This is a genomic window from Streptomyces sp. P5F9, from assembly GCF_057961495.1.
Genome location: NZ_JBXVPZ010000175.1, coordinates 1 through 18,960, shown reverse-complemented (window position 1 = coordinate 18,960; position 18,960 = coordinate 1). Strand labels below are relative to the sequence as shown.

16 protein-coding genes and 1 pseudogene are annotated in these 18,960 nt (G+C 69.9%); 13 read left to right on the top strand and 4 right to left on the bottom strand.

The features are described 5' to 3' along the window. Positions 1-183: 183 nt before the first annotated feature. The 5 genes from AC31A1_RS25995 to AC31A1_RS25975 all read left to right on the top strand — a co-directional run bounded on the left by AC31A1_RS25995 (position 184) and on the right by AC31A1_RS25975 (position 6,247). Entirely contained in the window at positions 184-462 is a 279-nt protein-coding gene (locus AC31A1_RS25995) for a hypothetical protein (RefSeq protein ID WP_489655635.1), read from the top strand. Between the two features lie 208 nt (positions 463-670). Next, on the top strand, positions 671-1,996 hold the full coding sequence (locus tag AC31A1_RS25990; protein WP_489655634.1) for an ABC transporter substrate-binding protein: 1,326 nt from the start codon (positions 671-673) through the stop codon (positions 1,994-1,996). A 47-nt stretch (positions 1,997-2,043) separates the two neighbouring features. Beyond that, the gene (locus AC31A1_RS25985; RefSeq protein WP_489655636.1) at positions 2,044-2,895 is read left to right on the top strand and encodes a carbohydrate ABC transporter permease; all 852 of its coding nucleotides are present in this window, start codon (positions 2,044-2,046) and stop codon (positions 2,893-2,895) included. Then, the gene (locus AC31A1_RS25980) at positions 2,892-3,803 is read left to right on the top strand and encodes a carbohydrate ABC transporter permease (RefSeq protein WP_489655633.1); all 912 of its coding nucleotides are present in this window, start codon (positions 2,892-2,894) and stop codon (positions 3,801-3,803) included. Before AC31A1_RS25985 ends, AC31A1_RS25980 begins: the two co-directional genes overlap by 4 nt. Before the next feature lie 89 nt (positions 3,804-3,892). Then, on the top strand, positions 3,893-6,247 hold the full coding sequence (locus tag AC31A1_RS25975) for a glycoside hydrolase family 3 N-terminal domain-containing protein (protein ID WP_489655632.1): 2,355 nt from the start codon (positions 3,893-3,895) through the stop codon (positions 6,245-6,247). A gap of 65 nt (positions 6,248-6,312) precedes the next feature. On the opposite strand, the gene AC31A1_RS25970 is transcribed toward AC31A1_RS25975, so the two are convergent. The 4 genes from AC31A1_RS25970 to AC31A1_RS25955 form a co-directional block, all read right to left on the bottom strand. After that, on the bottom strand, positions 6,313-8,454 hold the full coding sequence (locus AC31A1_RS25970) for an RICIN domain-containing protein (RefSeq protein WP_489655631.1): 2,142 nt from the start codon (positions 8,452-8,454) through the stop codon (positions 6,313-6,315). Between the two features lie 216 nt (positions 8,455-8,670). Then, the gene (locus tag AC31A1_RS25965) at positions 8,671-9,765 is read right to left on the bottom strand and encodes a substrate-binding domain-containing protein (RefSeq protein WP_489655630.1); all 1,095 of its coding nucleotides are present in this window, start codon (positions 9,763-9,765) and stop codon (positions 8,671-8,673) included. Positions 9,766-9,914: 149 nt separating this feature from the next. Beyond that, a complete protein-coding gene (locus AC31A1_RS25960; protein ID WP_489655629.1) occupies positions 9,915-11,606 on the bottom strand; it encodes an FAD-binding protein in 1,692 nt (563 codons plus the stop codon). A gap of 149 nt (positions 11,607-11,755) precedes the next feature. Continuing rightward, positions 11,756-12,421: a TetR/AcrR family transcriptional regulator gene (locus tag AC31A1_RS25955; protein ID WP_489655628.1), complete on the bottom strand. Its 666-nt coding sequence runs from the start codon at positions 12,419-12,421 to the stop codon at positions 11,756-11,758. A gap of 150 nt (positions 12,422-12,571) precedes the next feature. Here AC31A1_RS25955 and AC31A1_RS25950 point away from each other — a divergent pair, with 150 nt between their 5' ends. From AC31A1_RS25950 to AC31A1_RS25915, 8 genes and pseudogenes are all read left to right on the top strand, one after another. After that, the gene (locus AC31A1_RS25950) at positions 12,572-13,222 is read left to right on the top strand and encodes a TetR/AcrR family transcriptional regulator (RefSeq protein WP_489655627.1); all 651 of its coding nucleotides are present in this window, start codon (positions 12,572-12,574) and stop codon (positions 13,220-13,222) included. Positions 13,223-13,400: 178 nt separating this feature from the next. Continuing rightward, a complete protein-coding gene (locus tag AC31A1_RS25945; RefSeq protein ID WP_489655626.1) occupies positions 13,401-13,595 on the top strand; it encodes a ferredoxin in 195 nt (64 codons plus the stop codon). A gap of 29 nt (positions 13,596-13,624) precedes the next feature. Continuing rightward, entirely contained in the window at positions 13,625-14,872 is a 1,248-nt protein-coding gene (locus tag AC31A1_RS25940; RefSeq protein ID WP_489655625.1) for a cytochrome P450, read from the top strand. Between the two features lie 5 nt (positions 14,873-14,877). Further along, positions 14,878-15,678, top strand: a complete 801-nt coding sequence (locus AC31A1_RS25935; protein ID WP_489655624.1) for an SDR family NAD(P)-dependent oxidoreductase — start codon at positions 14,878-14,880, stop codon at positions 15,676-15,678. Positions 15,679-15,755: 77 nt separating this feature from the next. Continuing rightward, positions 15,756-16,922, top strand: coding sequence for an amidohydrolase family protein (locus tag AC31A1_RS25930; protein WP_489655623.1), 1,167 nt, complete (start codon positions 15,756-15,758; stop codon positions 16,920-16,922). A 60-nt stretch (positions 16,923-16,982) separates the two neighbouring features. Further along, a pseudogene (locus AC31A1_RS25925) lies at positions 16,983-17,402 on the top strand (aminopeptidase P family N-terminal domain-containing protein); the annotation flags it as partial. Positions 17,403-17,620: 218 nt separating this feature from the next. Continuing rightward, the gene (locus AC31A1_RS25920; RefSeq protein WP_489655637.1) at positions 17,621-17,968 is read left to right on the top strand and encodes a hypothetical protein; all 348 of its coding nucleotides are present in this window, start codon (positions 17,621-17,623) and stop codon (positions 17,966-17,968) included. Further along, positions 17,965-18,960, top strand: a 996-nt coding sequence (locus AC31A1_RS25915) for a CoA transferase (RefSeq protein ID WP_489655622.1), incomplete at its 3' end; no start/stop codon positions are given. The genes AC31A1_RS25920 and AC31A1_RS25915, both read left to right, overlap by 4 nt.

The window sequence follows — 18,960 nt, the reverse complement described above, 5'->3', positions numbered from 1 at the left end:
CCCTTTCTGCCGCCCCCCATCCCAACACCCGCGCGACCGATCGGGCGGTAGCGACCCGTGGTGCGGCGGGATCAGGTCGAGGGGCGGGCTCGCCGCGGGGCACGAAACTCTCTGGCCGCAGCGCCCGTGGCGCCGATGCCGTCCGAACCGATCCCTTGATCCCCCGCGCAGAGAGCGACCCCGATGACGACCCAGCAGCCGACGACCACCCTCTGGCGCCCCACCGGCCCCAAGGAGCTGGACCTGGTCCGCGCGCTCGGCCGGCGTGCGTGGCCGCCCCGGCTGCGCGAGCAGCCGATCTTCCACCCGGTCCTCAACGAGGACTACGCGATCAGGATCGCGCGGGACTGGAACGTCAAGCACGACGGCGCCGGCTTCGTGACGCGCTTCGACGTGGATGCGGAGTTCCTGGCCCGGTATCCCGTCGTCGGCGAGATCCGGGTGGTGCGCGAGTTCCGGTGAGGCTCCGGGGCAAAGGCGTTCCCCGGTGCTGCGAAAGTGTTTCGTAACCGAGGAATTTCCCGTGCTTGTCCTGGGTGTGAATTCCGTGTCAGTGTCCCGGCCAGCAGGCAGGCGACCCGCGGTGGGGCATCCGAAAGCCTTTCGGGCCGGTTTCCGTTTTCGATCTGCCTGGCTCACCTACGGCATGCCGAAAGAAGAGAGGCACACCATGCGGGGAATCCCGGTCACCGGACATCTCGGAAGCCCGAGAATTCGACGCGCCGTCGCGGCCGCGGTCACCCTGGCCGCGGCCGCGAACCTGGCCGCCTGCGGGTCCTCGGGACCGACCACGACGTCGTCGGCGAAGGGCCTGACGATGTGGGCGCTGAACGACCAGACGATCCTCAAGCAGTCGGTCGACGCGTACAACAAGGACCACCCCGACGGGAAGATCACGCTGCGGCTGTTCGCCAACGACGACTACAAGCAGAAGCTGCGCGTGGCCTTCGGCGCGAACCAGGCCCCGGACCTCTTCTTCAACTGGGGCGGCGGCGCCCTGAACGACTACGTCAAGGCGGGCAAGGTCGACGTCCTGAACGCGTCGGACGTGAACACGGACCGGTACACCGACAGCGTGATGCGGAGCGCGACCTTCGACGGCAAGGTCTACGGCGTGCCCGTCAACGGCCTTGCCCCGGTGGTCCTCTACTACAACAAGAAGGTGCTGTCCGACGCGGGCGTCCAGCCCCCGAAGACGTACGACGACCTCCTCTCCGCCGTGAAGAAGCTCAAGGGCAAGGGCGTGACCCCGCTGTCGCTCGCGGCGAACTCCAAGTGGCCGACGCTGATGTACCTGGAGTACCTGCTGGACCGTACCGGCGGCTCCCGTGTGTTCAGCAACATCGCCTCAGGTGACGCCGCCGCCTGGAAGGACCCGTCGGTCACCAAGGCCAACCAGAAGCTCCAGGACCTGGCCAAGGCCGGCGCGTTCGGCGACAACGCCTCGTCCGTCAGCTACGACCAGGGCGCCTCGACCGCGCTGCTCTACACGGGCAAGGCCGCGATGGAGGTCATGGGCACCTGGGAGTACGCGAACATGGCGAAGGCCGCGCCGGACTTCCTGAAGAAGGGTGACCTGGGCTACACCGCGTTCCCGGCCCTGACCGGCGGCGCCGGCAGCGCGGCGAACATCGTCGGCAACCCGTCGAACTTCCTGTCGCTGAACAAGTCGTCCAAGAACAAGTCGGACGCGCTGACGTACCTGAAGAACTACGTCCTCAACGGCTCCCAGGTCGACGCCTACCTCGCCTCCGGCAGCGTCCCGCCGGTCAAGGGCCTGGACTCGAAGCTCGCCGCGGTGAAGTCGTCGTCCGACAAGGCGTGGCTGACGTTCGTCTACGACCTGGTGGACAAGGCCCCGAGTTTCCAGCTCTCGTGGGACCAGGCGCTGCCGTCCGACCAGTCCGACCCGCTGCTGACCAACACCGACAAGTCGTTCCTGCGGCAGATCTCGCCCGCGGAGTTCGGAGCGGACATGAGCAAGGCGGGCTCGTGACGATCACCACCACCCCGACGCGCCGGAGAGGAGGGAGCGGCCTCCTCATGGCCGCCCCGGCCCTGCTCCTCTTCGGTCTGTTCGGTTTCGTGCCCCTGGTCGGCGTGGCGGCGCTCAGCGTCGCCGGCTGGGACGGGCTGGGCTCCATCAGCTGGGCGGGCGTCGCCAACTGGACGTCCGTCCTGACCGACAGCGCGACCTGGCAGTCGCTGTGGCTCACCGTCAAGGTGATGCTGGTCAGCTGGCTGGTGCAGACGCCGATCGCCCTGGCACTCGGTCTGTTCCAGGCCCCCAAGGGGAGACTGCGCGCGCTGTTCGCCGTCCTCTTCTTCCTGCCGCTGCTGCTGTCCGCGGTGGCGATCGGCCTGACCTGGCAGGCGCTGCTCGACCCGTCCTTCGGCATCGGCGCCACCCCGGGTCTGCACTGGCTGGCGAAGCCGCTGCTCGGCTCGCCCGAACTCGCCCTGTACACCGTGATCTTCGTGATCGCCTGGCAGTTCGTGCCGTTCCACGCCCTGCTCTACCAAGCGGGGATACGGCAGATCCCGACCGCCCTGTACGAGGCCGCCGCGCTCGACGGCGCCGGGCCCGTGACCCGCTTTCTGCACATCATGCTGCCGCAGCTGAAGTACACGCTGGTCACGTCGAGCACGCTGATGCTGGTCGGCTCGCTGACCTACTTCGACCTGATCTTCGTCCTGTCCGGCGGCACCGGCGGCCCCGGCACCGCGACCCGCGTCCTTCCCCTCTCGATGTACATCACCGGATTCCAGGCCCACGACATGGGCCGGGCCAGTGCGGTGGCCACCCTGCTCGTGGTCTTCGGCCTCGGCCTGTCGCTGCTGACCACCCGCCTGTCCGGCTTCACCCGGATGGACAGCCAGCAGGAGGGCATGTGAGCACCACCGTGACCAAGACCCGCACCACCGCGGCCGAACGGCCGGTGATGCCGACGCCTCCCAGGCCCGTCCGCCGGAACCCCGTACCGGGCGTCCTCCGCCGCACCCTCACCAGCGGCGCCACCCTCTTCTGGACGGCGATCGTCGTCGTCCCCCTCTACTGGCTCGTCGTCACCAGCCTCCGCAGCCAGTCCGACTTCACCTCCGACAGCCCCCTCGCCCTGCCCAGCCACCCGACGCTGGACAGCTACCGCACCGTCCTGGACGGCGACTTCACCACTTACCTCCTCAACAGCGTGATCGTCACCGCGGGCACGGTCGTCATCGCCGTCGCCGTAGCCCTCATGGCCGCGTTCTCGATCGTCCGCAACGCCGGCACCCGCTTCTCCCGCGTGTCGTTCCGCTTGTTCCTGCTCGGCCTGGCGATCCCGCTCCAAGCGGTGATCATCCCGGTCTACCTGCTGATCATCCGCATGCATCTCTACGACAGCCTGCTCGCGATCGTCCTGCCCTCGGCTGCGTTCGCGCTGCCGCTCACCGTGATGATCCTGGTCAGCTTCCTGCGGGACGTGCCCCGTTCGCTGTTCGAGGCGATGATCGTCGACGGCGCCGGCGACTGGCGCATGCTCTGGTCGCTCGCGGCGCCACTGGCCCGCCCGGCGCTGATGACGGTCGCGGTCTACGACGGTCTCCAGGTCTGGAACGGCTTCCTCTTCCCCCTGATCCTCACCCAGAGCGGCGACAAGGCCGTCCTGCCCCTGGCACTGACCCTGTTCCGCGGCCAGTTCGGCATCGACGTCCCGGCCACGATGGCCGCGGTGGTGCTCTCCACCCTGCCGATGCTGGCCCTGTTCATCCTGGCCCGCCGCCAGCTCGTCGCCGGTCTCACCGCCGGTTTCTCCAAGTAGCCCCCGCCACCGGGCAGTTCACCTCGTCAGACGGCCGGGCCATGCGCCCGGCCCCGTCGGCGTGCCCGCGCAACACCGAGGAGTCGTGAATGACGACCACCATGCCCGAGAACGGCGGCCTCCCCCAGGAGGAGAGCGACCGCCCCTGGACCGACCCCGCCCTGCCCGTCGCCGACCGCGTCGAAGCACTGCTCGCCCGGCTCACCCTGCCGGAGAAGGTCGCGCAACTGAGCAGCACCTGGGAGGACATCGAGGCCGACGGCCCCGACGTGGCCCCGGGCAGCAACCACTTCGGCCGCGTCGGCGACCTCGACGAGACCGCCCGGCACGGCCTGGGACAGCTCACCCGCCCCTACGGCACCCTGCCCCGGCCCGCGTTGGAGCACGCCCGCCTGCTGGCCCGGCACCAGCAACAGGTCGTGACGCAGAGCCGATTCGGCATCCCGGCGATGGCCCACGACGAGTGCCTGACCGGCTTCACCGCCTACGGCGCCACCATCTACCCCACATCACTTGCCATGGCGGCCACCTTCGACCCCGCGCTGATCCGCAGGGTCGGCGAGGCCATCGGCTCCGACATGGCCGAGGCGGGAGTCCACCAGGGACTCTCCCCCGTCGTCGACGTCATCCGCGACTACCGCTGGGGCCGCTGCGAGGAGACCTACGGCGAAGACCCGTACCTGGTGGGCGAGTTGGCCGAGGCGTACGTCACCGGACTGCAGAGCGCCGGGGTGTACGCGACCCTCAAGCACTTCGCCGGGTACTCCTCCTCGATGGGCGGCCGCAACCACGCCCCCGTGCACGCCGGCCGCCGCGAACTCTTCGACGTGATCCTGCCCCCGTTCGAGCGCCTCGTCGCCGCCGGTGTGCGGTCCGTCATGAACTCGTACGCCGAGATCGACGGCGAGGCCCCGGCCGCGAGCCGCTGGCTGCTGACCGAAGTCCTGCGCGAGACATGGGGTTTCGAGGGGACCGTCGTCTCCGACTACTGGTCCCTGCCCTTCCTGGTCAACGCCCACCGGGTCGCCGCCGGCCTGCCCGCCGCGGGCGCGCTCGCCCTGCGCGCCGGGATGGACGTCGAGCTGCCCGACCAGCGCGGCTTCGGTGACGCACTCGTGCGGGCCGTCGAACAGGGCCTGGTGGACGAGGAGTTCGTGGACCGGGCGGTGCGCCGAGTGCTGCGCCAGAAGGTGGACCTCGGACTGCTCGACGCCGACTGGGACCCGCGCCCGCCTGCCCTGATCGCGGGTGAACTGGACCTCGACAAACCGACGAGTCGCCAACTCGCCCACGCCGTGGCCCAGTCGAGTGCCGTTCTGCTGTCGAACGACGGAGCCCTGCCCCTCCCCGCGACCGGCCGGATCGCGCTGATCGGCCCGTGCGCGGACGACGTACGCACCATGTTCGGCTGCTACAGCTTCCCCAACCACGTCCTCGCCGAACGCGACGACCTCGGCAACGGTGTCGAAGCGGTCTCCCTGCGCCACGCCCTGACAGCCGAACTACCGGGAGTGGACTGGGAGTTCACGCCGGGCTGCCCGATCCGCGAGGAGGACCGCTCCGGTATTGCCGCCGCTGTGGAGGCATCCACCGGGGCCGACCTCACCGTGCTGGCCGTCGGCGACAAGGCCGGCATGTTCGGGATCGGCACCTCGGGCGAGGGCTGCGACGTGGAGGACCTGCGTCTGCCGGGCGTACAAGAGGAGCTGGTCGAGGCGGTGTTGGCGACCGGACGGCCGGTCGTCCTGATCGTGAGCAGTGGCCGGCCGTACGCGGTGGGCCGGTTCGCGTCCACCGCCGCCGCCATGGTGCAGGTCTTCCTGCCCGGCGAGGAGGGCGGCCGTGCGGTGGCCCAACTCCTGGCGGGGAACGCCAACTTCAGCGGCAAGCTGCCCGTGCAGATCCCGACCACGCCCGGCGGCCAGCCCTACACCTACCTCCACGCGCCGCTCGGCGACCGGCAGAGCTGGCTGTCCAACCTCGATCCGACACCGGCGTTCCCCTTCGGACACGGCCTGTCGTACACGACCTTCGAGATCGACGGGCTCGGCGTGGACCGCGAACTGGTGCCGGTGGACGGTGAGTTCACGGTCAGCGCGCGGGTGCGGAACACGGGGGCGGTCGCGGGTGCCGAGACGGTCCAGTTGTACGCGATCGATCCGGTCGCCCAGGTGACCCGGCCGGTGCGGTCCCTTCTCGCCTTCGCCAAGGTGGCCCTCGAACCCGGCGGGCAGGCGACGGTCCGCTTCCACGTCCACACGGACCGGCTGGCCTTCACTGGCCTGGCCGGCACGCGCATCGTCGAGCCCGGCGAGATCCTGCTGGAGGCGGGCTCCTCCAGCCTGGACACACCGGTGCGGGGGACGGTCCAACTGGTCGGTGACGAGCGGGATGCGACGGTTCTACGGCAGCACGCGGTGCCGGTGAGCGTCGAACGGGAGTAGGGGCAGAGGCACTTGCACGAAGTGGCGCCACCGTGTCCGACGGTGGCGCCGCTTCTGTCGTGTGCCTAGGCGCGGCTCCACTGCTGGGTCGCGTTGCCCAGCCCGGTCCACAGCTCGACCTTCGAGCCGTTGGCAGTACCCCAGTTGGTGACGTCGATGACCAGGCCGTTGGAACGGTTGACGATGGTGCCGTCCACGCGGAACGCCCACTTCTGGCTGTTCTTTCCGTTGCAGGCCCAGAGGATGAGCGTGGTGCCCGCGGTGGTGCCGTCACCGTTCGCGGCCAAGCAGTTGCCGTTGACGCGGAGTTCGCCCGCTGCGGTCTGCGTGATGGTCTGGTTGGCGTTGCCCGAGCAGTCGTAGATCTGGACCTGGACGCCCGTCGCGCCGTTCGGGACGTCGAGGCAGCGGCCGGAGTACGTGCCCTTCAGGGTGAAGGTGGAGGCGGTGGGGAGCGGGTCCTGGACCAGCTGCCAGTCCTGGGAGCCGTCAGTGGTGGCCGCCGCCACGGTGACGGCGCCGCCCGCGGTCGAACCGGTCATGTAGAGGCTGGTGTTGAGGACCGAGCGGAGCTTGTAGTAGCCGCTGGTCGACGAGGCGACCTGCGTCCACTGTTTGTCGGTGGCTCCGTCGTCGACCCACTGCGCCAGCTTCTGCCCGGCCGTCGCGGTGCCGGTCCAGATGGCGACCGAGCGGCCCCCGGCCTTGTTGAGCAGTGTGACGTTGCCGCCCTTGACGGTGAGGTGCCAACGCTGGGTGGCGTCAGTGGAGTTGGCGGCACTCAGCACGAGGTCAGGGGTGTTCCCGGTGAGGTTCGCGTCCTGCGTCTTGCCGGACGCGGTGCTGAGCACCTGCCCGGTGAGCCGGTTGACGAGGCTGTAGTAGGCGCCGTCGGAGCGGCCGAGGTCGACCTCGGCGTACTTCACGGGGCCGACGCTGCTGCCGCTCCAGGACGCCTGGAGCACGAGCACGCGTCCGGTGCCGTCGACGTACTGGAGCGTGCGGCTGTACCCGGCGGCGATCGAGGTCTTGTACTCCTTCCAGGTGCCGGTGGACAGCCCGGACTCGTTCACCCAGACGTCGCCGCTCCCGGCGGCGTTGTAGACGATCCGGCCGTCCGGCATCGGGAGCAGGACGGGGCTGCCGCCGGTGGAGAGGGTGGCTCCGCCGGAGGGTACGGGCAGTGAGGTGATCGCGGCGTCCGTGGCCGAGAAGAACTTCGTCGGGTCGTCGGAGATCCGGTAGCGGACGTTGGTGCCGCCGCCCCAGTACTCGTACGTCAGAAGCCACTTGCCGTCGGTCGTCGGGGCGATGGTCGTCATGCCGGGGCGGCCGCCGCCGATCTCCGTCTTGCCGTTGCCCATGCTCACCGTGGCGCCGGGGACGTCAACCACCGGGGAACTCCAGGCGGTTGAGCTGGATCCGTCCCAGGTGCGGTGCAGGAGGACCTGGCCGCCGGAGTCCGTCGCCGTGGCGTTGTCCGGGTCGAGGGTCGGGGCACCGGTGGTGGTGTTGTAGCCGGTGTAGTCGTCCTCGTCGGAGTAGTAGGCGATCAACGTGCCGTTGTGGGCGAGGAGATGGGGTTCCCAGACCGGGTCGACCTGGGCGTAGGTGTTGGCCGTCGAGACCCTGCCGACGCTGCCCGCGCTGCCGCCCTGCCAGCCGCCGGCGGCGATGATGTTCTGGATGGTCCAAGTGGCGCCGTCGTCCGTGCTGGAGTACAGGGCGAGTGCCACGTCCTTGCGGTCGCCGTCACTGGTGGGCGTCCAGCTGGAGTTGGCGGCCTTCTGCTCCTGGTAGTAGTAGTCGTCGCCCGAGACGATGCTCGCGAGCAGCAGGGTGCCTGCGGTCAGGCTGCCGACGTTCTGCGGGAGGACGTAGAGATACGGGTTGGTCCAATTGCTCGTGTATTTCGCGTACTTGGAGTCGCTGGAGAGATACGCGGGGGCTTTGACGTCGGACAGTTTCGCCCAGGTCGTGCCGTCGTCGTCGCTCTTGTACACGGGCAGTGTCTGGCCCACCGGAGCGGTCTGGTCGTTCTCGAAGGTGGCTACTATCCGGCCGTCCGCCAGCTGGGCCGACTTCGGGTAGAGAACACACGGACTCTTGCTGCACGCGGCGGTGTTGGTCGCCGTATACAGATTCGCGGGACTCGGCTGATAGGCCGACGCAGTCGTCGCGGAGGCGATGGCGAATGCCACGCCCATGCCGAAGGCTGTCGCCGCAGCGAAAGCCTTTCGCGCCCAAGATCTGGTCAACGGCGTTCCTTTCACCGGGGGAAGGCGCGCACCACGTTCCAGGGATGCCGGAATTCCCGGAGGTCCCAGGGGGATGGAATAGGGGTGCGGAGCAGGAAGCCAGTATTCGTATGCGACACCGCGATGTCACCGGCACATGTCGAAAGTGTTTCGCAGGATTGCGAGTCACGCGGTATTGACGTGTTTCACGGAGCGGCGCACGGACGTCGAGGTCCGGAGCACGAGTTCGGTGGCCAGCTCTATGCGCGGGGACACGGGCGGCCGGCCCTGGGCGAGTTCGAGGAGCACTCTGGTCGCCTCGCGCCCCAACTCCTCGAAGGGCTGCCGTACGGCGCTCAGCGGTGGGCAGGCCATGGCCGCGACGAGGGTGTCGTCGAAGGACATGACCGCCAGGTCGTCCGGTACGGCGAGCCCCTGCTGCCGCGCCGTCTCCAGCACGCCGAGCGCCTGTGCGTCGCTGGCCGCGAAGACGGCCGTGGGCGGTTCGTCGGCGCGCAGGATCTGACCCGCGGTGGCCAGGGCCTCGGCGTAGTCGAAGTCGGTCGAGCGGACGATCGCCGGATCGTAGGCGATCCCGGCCTCCTCCAGCGCGGCCCGGTAACCGTGCACGCGTGCCGATCCGGCCAGGGAGTGCGAGCGCCCCGCGACCATGCCGATCCGGGTGTGCCCGAGCCCCAGCAGATGCTGCACGGCGTCGCGGGCGCCGCTCCAGTTGGTCACGCCGATGCTGGGGATGTCCTCGGAGGGTGCGCTGAGCGGGTCGATCAGCACCACAGGGAGGCGTTGCTCGACGATGCGGCGCTGGTCCTCCTCGGACAGCATCGAGATCACGATGACGATCCCGGCCGCGCCGAGCGCGACGCACTGCTCCAGCCACCCGGATATCGACCGCCGGCTCGTCGTACCGGTGACCACGTCGATGCCGAGCGCGCCGGCCGCGTCCACGATGCCGCGGACCACCTCCAGCGTGTACGGCCCGGACAGGTCACGGAACACGGCGATGATCTGCCGGGGCGTCGCGGGATCGCGCTCCCACGGGCGTACGAAGCCGTGCCGGGCGAGGAGTTCCTCGACCCGCTCGCGCGTCCTGGCGCCGACGTCCCGGCGCCGGTGCACCACCTTGGACACCGTGCTGAGCGAGACCCCCGCCTCCGTGGCGATGCTCGTCAGGAGGCCGTACTGCGCCTCCAGTTGTCCCTTGCCGCGACCTGTCACCCGATGCCCGTTCCGCTCGCCGAACACCGATGCGCCGGACCGCATCGCGTACCTGGCCAGTAACTTTGCCGCAAGGTAACGGGGCGCGGGCCGCGGAGGCAAGACCGGTGCAGGGGGTCTCGTGTGGTTCGGCCTGCGGGGATGTGCGCACCCGGGGCGGCACGGGTTCCGGCCGGCGCGTGGTGCCCGTACGGTCAGTCGGCGTCATTGTCGCCCGGCCCCCGTCCCGCCGAGGACGCGTGGTTCGCCGCCACGTGTCCGAACACCGCCGAGGCGGCGATGCTGGCGCCCGCGCCGAGGTACTTGCGTCCCATCACGGACGCGGTGCAGTTGCCGGTGGCGTAGAGGCCTGCGACGGGGTTGCCCTCGGTGTCGAGCACCCGGGCGAAGTCGTCGCAGAGGATTCCCCCGCTGGTGCCGATGTCCCCCGGGTACAGGGCGACCGCGTGGAACGGCGGCTTCGCGACGGGTCCCAGGCAGGGGTTGGGGGCGTGGGTGGGGTCGCCGTAGAACTTCTCGTGGTCGCCCTCCCCGCGGTGGAAGTCCTCGTCGACGCCCCGCGCCGCGAGCGCGTTGAACCGCTCGACGGTCTTGAGGAGTCCGCCGGTGTCGATTCCGCACTGCCGGGCGAGGTCCTCCAGACTGTCGGCGCGTTTCATCGCGCCGCTGGTGATCCACTCCTTGGGAGTGCGGCCGGGAGGGGACATCCCGAACGGGTAGTGGCTGCGGTGCCGGGCGTCGATCACGAGCCAGGACGGCACTGCGCCTCCGGACTCCCGGTCGTGGGCGTACATCTGCTGGCCGGCCTCCTGGTAGGCGACCGCCTCGTTGAAGTACCGGCGGCCCTCCGTGTCGACGATGATCGAGCCGGGCCTGGTGCGTTCGGACATGCACATGTTGGGGGTGCCGTCGGGCATGATCCACGACGGCATCCACCACGCCTCGTCCAGCATGTCCGTCGCGGCCCCGTGCGCCATGGCGATCCGGATCGTCTCCCCGGTGTCGCCCGGGTTGGCCGAGGTCCACCGGTCGCTGGTGGGCCGGCCTCCCGAGTGCTGTGCGCGCATCTCCTTGTTGCGGGCGAAGCCTCCGGCGGCGAGCAGCACACCGTCCCGGGCGCGGATCCGGAGGTCACGACCGCCCCGGTGGACGACGGCGCCGACGACCCGCCCGTCCTCGACCACGAGGTCGGTGAGGGGGGATTCGAGCCAGACGGGAACGTCCTGCCGGAGCAGGATGTGGAGCAGGCGGGCGGACAGTGCCACCCCGTTCGTCACGAGCCGCTGCCTGCGGATCCGGCCGAGGGCTGTACGTGCCCCCGCCCTGGCCAGGACGGTCAGCCCGACCCGCGTCCGCATCAGGGTCAGGCGCGACGCCTCACCGGTGTAGACGGCGAGGCCGCCCGCGAAGCCGGGGCGGATCCGGTCCTGCCACGGCCCGAGCCGTTTCCTGTCGAAGACCTTCGCCTCGATGGACCTGCCGCGCGCCGAGCCGCCCTCGCAGCCCCGGACGCCGGAGTAGTAGTCGCTGTAGCCCTCGCAGCGCCGGAGTTCCAGCCCTTCGGACTCCAGGAAGTCCACCATCTCCGCGCCCGCGCCGACGTAGGCCTGCCTGCGGGCGGGCGACGACGCCGGGCCCGCGTCACCGACGACGGTGGCGAAGTACCTGAGTGCGGCGTCGGCCGAGTCGGTCACGCCCTCGCGTCGCATGAGCGGGTTGTCGGGAAGCCACATCACACCGCCCGACATGCAGGTCGACCCGCCGAACCGGTCGGTCTTCTCCACGACGAGAACGTCCTTGCCGAGCGCGCGTGCCCGGATCGCTCCGGTGACGCCCGCACCGCTCCCCACCACCAAGAAGTCGGTCGAGTGGTCCCAGTCGGTCATCGGCCTGTCTCCCTCCGCGTTCCGGCGCGGCAGCCCCTGACCGGGTGCCGACAGGTGAGCACACGGTAGGGAGGGCGGCCGGGCGCGGTGTTCGTGCTCCCGGTGAGTGGAACGGCTGCCCGTCGCTCTCAACTGCGGTCCGCCCACGGTCACTTCGCCGGTGGCGGCCCTGTCGTCACCGGCGCCTGCCACAGCGCGACGATCGCATCGACGAGGCCGTCGGCGGTGTCGTGCCAGGTCGACCGGGTGGTGGGGATGCCGTCGGCCAGGGCTCGCTCCCTCTCGACTGACATCTGCACGATCAGGTGCCGGGTCATGACGGCGCGGTCGGCGTGCACCCCTGCCGGCAGGACGGGCACACAACGGGTCAGGCCCTCCTCCAGTTTCCACAGCGACGGGGAGGCCCCGAAGAACTCCTCCTCCGTGATGGCGTAGAGGGCGGGATCGGCCGAGACCTGCGCGATGAACCGGGCGTACCAGCTGGGACGGCCGAGTGCCGCCAGGTGGCCGGTGACGGGACGCACCGAACAGTCCACCCAGTCGCGGAGTTCGGTGGAGTCCCCGATGTCGGCCAGCATGCGGACGCGGACGCGCTCGATCTGTTCCGCGTGCCGTCGGACGATGGCCCGCACCAGATCGGCCTTGGTGCCGAAGTGGTAGCTGACGGCGGTGTTGTTGCCCTGGCCCGCGGCCTCGCTGATCTGCCGGTTGGACATCGCGTGCACGCCGTGTTCGGCGAACAGGCGCTCCGCCGCGTCCAGGAGCGCTGTCCGGGTCGCCCTGACCTGTTCGTCCCGCCGCGTCCTGTCGGCCATCGTCCCCACCGCCGCTCCGGGACATGGCACCGTCTCGCGACGACTTGTCCCGTTGGTCCGACGCGTCTAGAACGTAGGTCACCCGGTTGATCTCCGTCCAGGGGCAGGTGGGAGCGACCGGCCGCGCACGGTCCGGGTACGGTGGTGGACATGACGGGTAGGAGTGTCCGGGCCGAGCAGGTCAGAGTGACCCGGGAGCTCATCCGGAGCACGGCGGAGCGCCTGTTCGCCGAGCGCGGTGTGTACGCCGTGTCGAACCGGCAGATCAGCGAGGCGGCGGGGCAGGGCAACACCGCGGTGGTCGGCTACCACTTCGGCACCAAGACGGACCTGGTGCGGGCGATCGCCCGTCATCACGCCGAGCGGATCCAGCGCGTGAGCGAGCGCCTGCTGGCCGAGACCGGCGACTCCGCCCAACTCCGGGACTGGGTCGCGTGCTTGGTGCGGCCGACCCCCGAGTACCTGGCCGAGCTGGGCAGCCCGACGTGGTTCGCGCGGTTCTGCGCCCAGGTGATGGCCGACCCCGCGCTGCACGAGATCCTGGTCGCCGAGACCCTCGACCTGCCGGTGTGGCGGCAGATCCTCGACGGCCTGCACCGATGCCTGCCCGAGCTGCCGGCCGAGGTGCGCGCGGAACGCACCTCGATGACCCGGAACGTGATCCTCTACACGTGCGCCGAGCGGGAGCGCGCCCTCGCCCTCAACACCCCGACACCGAGGGTCAGTTGGCACGATGCCGCGGACGGACTGGTCGACGCGATCGTCGGACTGTGGTCGGCACCCGTGACACACAGCTCCTGACGGGCCGTCAGTCCCCCGCCCCGCCGCGCCGCGCCGCAACGGAAGATCCACCGACCCGTCTCAGTAAATTTTGAATCAATCGATTGACTTAGCAGACGGCCGGGAGTTCACTCGGAGGCGCGGTCGACGGAGCCCACCAAGGGCGCCGTTTGCCCCGACGGCCATGAGGGAGCAGCCCGTGAAGGTAACCGTCGAGCAGGACAAATGCGTTGCGGCCGGCCAGTGCGCGGCCACCGCGCCGGACGTGTTCGACCAGGGTGACGAGGACGGTGTCGTCGTCCTGCTGACCGACGACCCGCCCGCCGAGCTGGCCGACGACGTCCGTGACGCGGCCGCCGTCTGCCCCGCGCTCGCGATCCACATCGCGCAGTAGACACCCCGGACGACACCGTGAGGACGGACATGCCCGACGCACTGACAGGCGCCGCGACTGGCAGCCCTGCCGAGGTCCCCGAGTGGCCGATGCCGCGGGCGGAGGGCTGCCCGTTCGATCCGCCCCCGGCCCTGCGGGAGCTGACCGCCGAGAAGCCCCTCGCCAAGGTGCGGATCTGGGACGGCAGCACCCCCTGGATCGTCACCGGCCACGCCGAGCAGCGCGCTCTGCTCGGCGATCCCCGGGTCAGTGTCGACGAACGGCTGCCCGGGTTCCCGCACTGGCACGAGGGCATGGCGGCAGCGGTGGACTACCGCCCGCGTTCGGTCTTCAACTCGGACGCCCCCGAGCACACGGGGTTCCGCCGGATCATGACCAAGCCGTTCACCTTCAAGCGGGTGGAGGCGCTGCGCCCCAGCATCCAGAAGATCACCGACGAGCTGATCGACGCGATGCTGGCCGGACCGAAGCCGGCCGATCTCGTCGAAGCGCTGGCACTGCCGTTGCCGACTCTGATGATCAGCGAGCTGCTGGGCGTGCCCTACGAGGACCACGACTTCTTCCAGGAGAACGCCGCGCGCGGCATCGCCCACGACGTGTCCGCCGAGGAGAGCATGCGGACCTTCGGGGCGCTGAACGAGTACCTGGTGCGGCTCGTCGAGAAGAAGGCCGCCGCACCCGCGGACGACGCGTTGTCCGAGATCGCGGCGCTCGTCACCTCCGGCGACATCAGCGTGTCCGAGGCGGCCATGATGGGCACGGGGCTGCTCATCGCGGGCCACGAGACCAGCGCCAACATGATCGGTCTCGCCGTCGTCGCGCTGCTGGAGCATCCCGAGCAACTCGCGGTCCTGCGGGACACGGACGATCCGAAGGTCGTCGCGGGCGCGGTGGAGGAACTGCTGCGCTACCTGGGCATCATCCACGGCGGCCAGCGGCGGATCGCCAAGGAGGACATCGAGATCGGCGGCGAGGTGATCCGCGCCGGCGAGGGCATCGTCGTGGAACTCTTCAGCGCCAACCGGGACGCGCACGTCTTCCCCGACCCCGACACGCTGGACCTGGCACGGGAGAACGCCCGGCACCACAACGCGTTCGGCTTCGGCATCCACCAGTGCGTGGGCCAGCAACTCGCCCGCGTGGAGCTCCAGGTCGTCTACGGCACGCTCTTCCGCCGGATCCCCACCCTGCGCCTGGCCGAGCCGCTGGACCGGATCCGGTTCAAGCACGACCGGCTGGCCTACGGCGTCTACTCACTGCCCGTCACATGGGAGTGACCACGATGACCGAGGAACTGTCGGAGAAGGTCGCCGTGGTCACCGGCGGAGCGGCGGGCCTGGGGCGCGCGACCGTCGAGAGGCTTCTTGAGGACGGGGCCCGGGTCGTCATCGCCGATCTCGACCCGGATCTCGGCGAGTCACTGGCGAACGGCTACGGCCCGGACGTCCGTTTCCGGCGGACGGACGTCGCGGACGCCGAGCAGGTCCGGGGACTCGTCGACTTCGCGGTGAAGGAGTTCGGCGGCCTGCACCTCATGGTCAACAACGCGGGTGTGTCGGGCGCCATGCACCAGCACTTCCTCGACGAGGACTTCGCCGATTTCCAGCGCGTCCTCTCGGTCAACCTGCTCGGCGTGATGGTCGGCACCCAGGCCGCGGCCCGGCACATGGCGGCGAACGGCGGCGGCTCCATCGTCAACGTCAGCTCCATAGGCGGGATCCAGGCCGGCGCGAGTGTGCCGACCTACCGCGCCTCGAAGGCAGCGGTCATCCACTTCACCAAGGGTGTGGCCGTCGACCTGGCCGAGTACGGCATCCGCGTCAACTGCGTGGCGCCGGGCGGCATCCCGACGCAGTTGCTGGCCTCGGCGACGGCGGCCGGGCAGGAGGGCGACGCCGAGGAGATGACCCGGCGCATCCGCGCCCATATGGCGGCCGTACAGCCCCTGCGGCGGCAGGGCACCCCCAGGGACGTGGCGGAAGCCGTCGCCTACCTGGGCGGCGACCGCTCGCTGCACACCACCGGCACGGTGCTGACGGTCGACGGCGGAACCACGGCGGGCCCGAAGCCCCTGCGGGCCTGACCCGCCCGCTCCCCGCCCGGCAGGAGCAGACGAACCACGCACGGACGTGAAACCCGCGGCTCCCATGGAGGACAATGATGTCCAGCCAGTCATCCACCCTGTATCCCCCCGAGGGCTTCGGCCCGCCCAAGGACCGGCACGGCCACGCCGACGGCTCCTCGCCGGGCCTTCCGCAGGGCACGGAGGTGTTCTCCGCCGACAACCACATCTCCCTCGCGGACGACATCTTCTACGACCGCTTCCCCGAGCGGCTCAGGAACCAGGCACCGCGGGTGTGGTACGAGGACGGCGCCTACGAACTGGGAATGGGCGGAAAGTCGTTCCTGCCGGGCGAGTTCAGCCATGTGCTCATGCAGTACGACCCCCTGACCGGCGCCGGCAGCAACAACCTCGAAGGGCGCATCGAGGAACTGGCCTCGGACGGCATCGCGAAGGAACTGGCGTTCCCCAACGCGCTGTTGGCGTTGTTCCACTACCCCGACAAGGAGGTCCGCGAGCTCTGCTTCCGGATCTACAACGAGTACATCGCCGGGTTGCAGGAACGCTCCGGGGGCCGCTTCTTCGGTGTCGGGCTCGTCAACTGGTGGGACGCGCAAGGGACTCGACGCACCCTCGATGAGATGAGGGGCCTGGGGCTGAAGACCTTCCTCATGCCGCTGAACCCCGGACAGGACGACGCGGGCAACCCCATCGACTACTCCGGCGCCGCGATGATCCCGGTCTGGGACGCGATCGAGGAGGCGGGGCTCCCGGTGTCCCACCACATCGGCGAGACCGGGCTCAAGGCCCCGTGCGAGGTCAACGCCATCGCTGTCGGCATGGTGGCCAATGTGGCGCCGTACCGGGAGATGTTCGGGAGGTACGTCCTCGGCGGCATCCTCGACCGTCATCCGGGGCTGCGCGTCGGGTGGTTCGAGGGGGGCGTGAACTGGGTCCCCTCCGCGCTCCAGGACGCCGAACACCTCCTCGCCTCCTACCGGCACATGCTCGACCGGCCCGTCGAGCACGACGTCCAGCACTACTGGGACCAGCACATGTACGCGTCCTTCATGGTCGATCCGCTCGGCCTCGAACTGGTCGACCGCATCGGGGTGGACCGGGTCATGTGGTCGGCCGACTACCCGCACAACGAGAGCACGTTCGGCTACTCGGAGAAGTCGATCGCCATGGTCGTGGACGCCGTGGGGCCCGAGAAGGCGGCCCGCGTGGTCAGCGGCAACGTCAAGGCGTACCTCGGCCTGTAGCACCGGCCGGGACCACGACAACCGACGGCGAAGCTCCATGACCTCGTGAGGGAGACGGGAATGACCGTCATCGACATCCCGACCGCGCCCGACCCGACCCGCATGAACCGTGAACGCGGCGCACGGCTGCGAACGGCCATGGCGGGACAGGGCGTTGACGCCCTGATCCTGCTCGGCAACAACGCGGTGACCTATGCGACCGGAGCGAGCTGGCCGCTCGGCGACTCCGGTCTCGCGCACGTCGACCGTCCCGTGGCGGTGGTGGTGGCGGACGACCCGTTGCCCCATCTGTTCATGCCGTTCCGCGAAGGCACCTCGGCACAGTCGCCGTTGCCCGCCGACCACGTCCATGCCCCGGTCTACCTCGAATTCGACGAAGGAGTACGGAACTTCGCGGCCGTGGTGGCCGACCTCGTGCCCGGCGGAGCGCGGGTCGCGGTCGACGAGGTGACCGGGGCCATGCACAGAGCGGAGAAGGCACTGTTCCCGGGCGGGCCTCCCCTCGACGCGGCGCTGGTCCTGACCGCGGCCAAGATGATCAAGACACCCGACGAACTGGCCTGTATCCGTACCGCTTTGAGGATCACCGAGCGGGCCATGGCCGACATCGAGGGGTCCCTGGCCCCGGGGATGCGCCAGATCGACCTGTCGGCGGCGTTCGTGCGCCGGGCCTACGCAGGCCCTTCACGGCCCTGGAGATGTACGAGTGCAACTTCCTCAACAGCGTCGTCCCCCGGGACGAGTTGGAGAAGGAGGTGGACAAGTACGCGCTGGCCTGCGCACGCACCCGGCCGACCGACACCGTGTTCATGCAGAAGGTCTTCTTCGAGATCTTCAAACAGCACCAGGGCGAGTACATGGGCTCCCTCCTCACCGGTCTCTTCGAATCAGTCGGCGGGATGGCCCGGGCCGACGACCACGACCTGATGCTCGACGAGGAGACGGTCAACGGCGGCGTACCCAACGCGGTCCGCGGCAACGACGACCGCTTCCCGCCGGACTTCCGGCTGAGCAGGTCGGGCCGCGAGCGAAGGGACGACTCTTGACCCCCACGCCCGCCGAACCCCCGCTCACCGGCTGCGCCGTGGTGGACCTGTCCACGGGCATCCCCGGCGCCTACTGCACGAAGCTGCTCGCCGACGGGGGCGCCCAGGTCGAACCTCCGGGAGGCGATCCGCTACGACGCTGGTCGGCATCCGGCGCCACGATCCGACCCGGCGACGACGGCGCCCTGTTCAGCTTCCTGGCCTGCTCGAAGGAGAGCGTCGTAGGCGATCCGGAGCTGGTGCGCGGACTCCTGGCGTCGGCGGACGTCGCGGTGTGGTCGCCGGGCTCGCCCCTGACCCCCCAGGAGATCCACCGCACCCACCCTCACCTGGTCGTCACGTCGATCACGCCGTTCGGTCTTGAGGGGCCGTGGCGGGACCGCGCGGCCACCGAGTTCACGCTGCAGGCCTGGTCCGGCGGCATCATCGGCCTGGGGCGCGGCGCACCGGACCGGGCGCCGGTCCACGTGGGCGGTCAGGTTGGTGACTGGGTGTCGGGGGCGTACGCCGCCGCCGCGACCATGGCCGTACGACTGCGCGCTCCCGGCACCGGCGAACTGATCGATCTCTCCATGCTTGAGGTGCATGTCCTGTCCCTGACCTACCACCCGGTGACGTTCCGGGACATGCTGGACCGGCCGTGGCAGCAGACGCGCAGGCTGAACACACCGGGCGTGGCCACCGCCAAGGACGGACTCGTCGCACTCGGGTGCGCGACGGCCCAGCAGTACTTCGACCTCTGCGCGATGGTCGGCCACCCGGAGTGGATCGACGAGAAGAACTCGGTCTCGATCGGCGCACGGACCACCGCGACGGCCCCGGTGATCCAGGAGTGGATCGCCGGCCGGACGGTCGCGGAGGTCCGCGAGCTGGCCACGGCGTTCCGCATCCCCAACTCCGCGGTCGTCAACGGCGCCAACGCCCCGGCCATGGACCACTTCGAAGCCCGCCGGAGCTTCCTGCCCAACCCGCGCGACGGCTTCCTCCAGCCC

What these genes read in the sequence shown, in the direction of transcription:
- AC31A1_RS25995 (WP_489655635.1), top strand. Translation starts at nt 184, where the DNA reads ATGACGACCCAGCAGCCGACGACCACCCTCTGGCGCCCCACCGGCCCC.
- AC31A1_RS25990 (WP_489655634.1), top strand. Translation starts at nt 671, where the DNA reads ATGCGGGGAATCCCGGTCACCGGACATCTCGGAAGCCCGAGAATTCGA.
- AC31A1_RS25985 (WP_489655636.1), top strand. Translation starts at nt 2,044, where the DNA reads ATGGCCGCCCCGGCCCTGCTCCTCTTCGGTCTGTTCGGTTTCGTGCCC.
- AC31A1_RS25975 (WP_489655632.1), top strand. Translation starts at nt 3,893, where the DNA reads ATGACGACCACCATGCCCGAGAACGGCGGCCTCCCCCAGGAGGAGAGC.
- AC31A1_RS25970 (WP_489655631.1), bottom strand. Translation starts at nt 8,454, where the DNA reads ATGGGCGTGGCATTCGCCATCGCCTCCGCGACGACTGCGTCGGCCTAT.
- AC31A1_RS25965 (WP_489655630.1), bottom strand. Translation starts at nt 9,765, where the DNA reads ATGCGGTCCGGCGCATCGGTGTTCGGCGAGCGGAACGGGCATCGGGTG.
- AC31A1_RS25960 (WP_489655629.1), bottom strand. Translation starts at nt 11,606, where the DNA reads ATGACCGACTGGGACCACTCGACCGACTTCTTGGTGGTGGGGAGCGGT.
- AC31A1_RS25955 (WP_489655628.1), bottom strand. Translation starts at nt 12,421, where the DNA reads ATGGCCGACAGGACGCGGCGGGACGAACAGGTCAGGGCGACCCGGACA.
- AC31A1_RS25950 (WP_489655627.1), top strand. Translation starts at nt 12,572, where the DNA reads ATGACGGGTAGGAGTGTCCGGGCCGAGCAGGTCAGAGTGACCCGGGAG.
- AC31A1_RS25940 (WP_489655625.1), top strand. Translation starts at nt 13,625, where the DNA reads ATGCCCGACGCACTGACAGGCGCCGCGACTGGCAGCCCTGCCGAGGTC.
- AC31A1_RS25935 (WP_489655624.1), top strand. Translation starts at nt 14,878, where the DNA reads ATGACCGAGGAACTGTCGGAGAAGGTCGCCGTGGTCACCGGCGGAGCG.
- AC31A1_RS25930 (WP_489655623.1), top strand. Translation starts at nt 15,756, where the DNA reads ATGTCCAGCCAGTCATCCACCCTGTATCCCCCCGAGGGCTTCGGCCCG.
- AC31A1_RS25920 (WP_489655637.1), top strand. Translation starts at nt 17,621, where the DNA reads ATGTACGAGTGCAACTTCCTCAACAGCGTCGTCCCCCGGGACGAGTTG.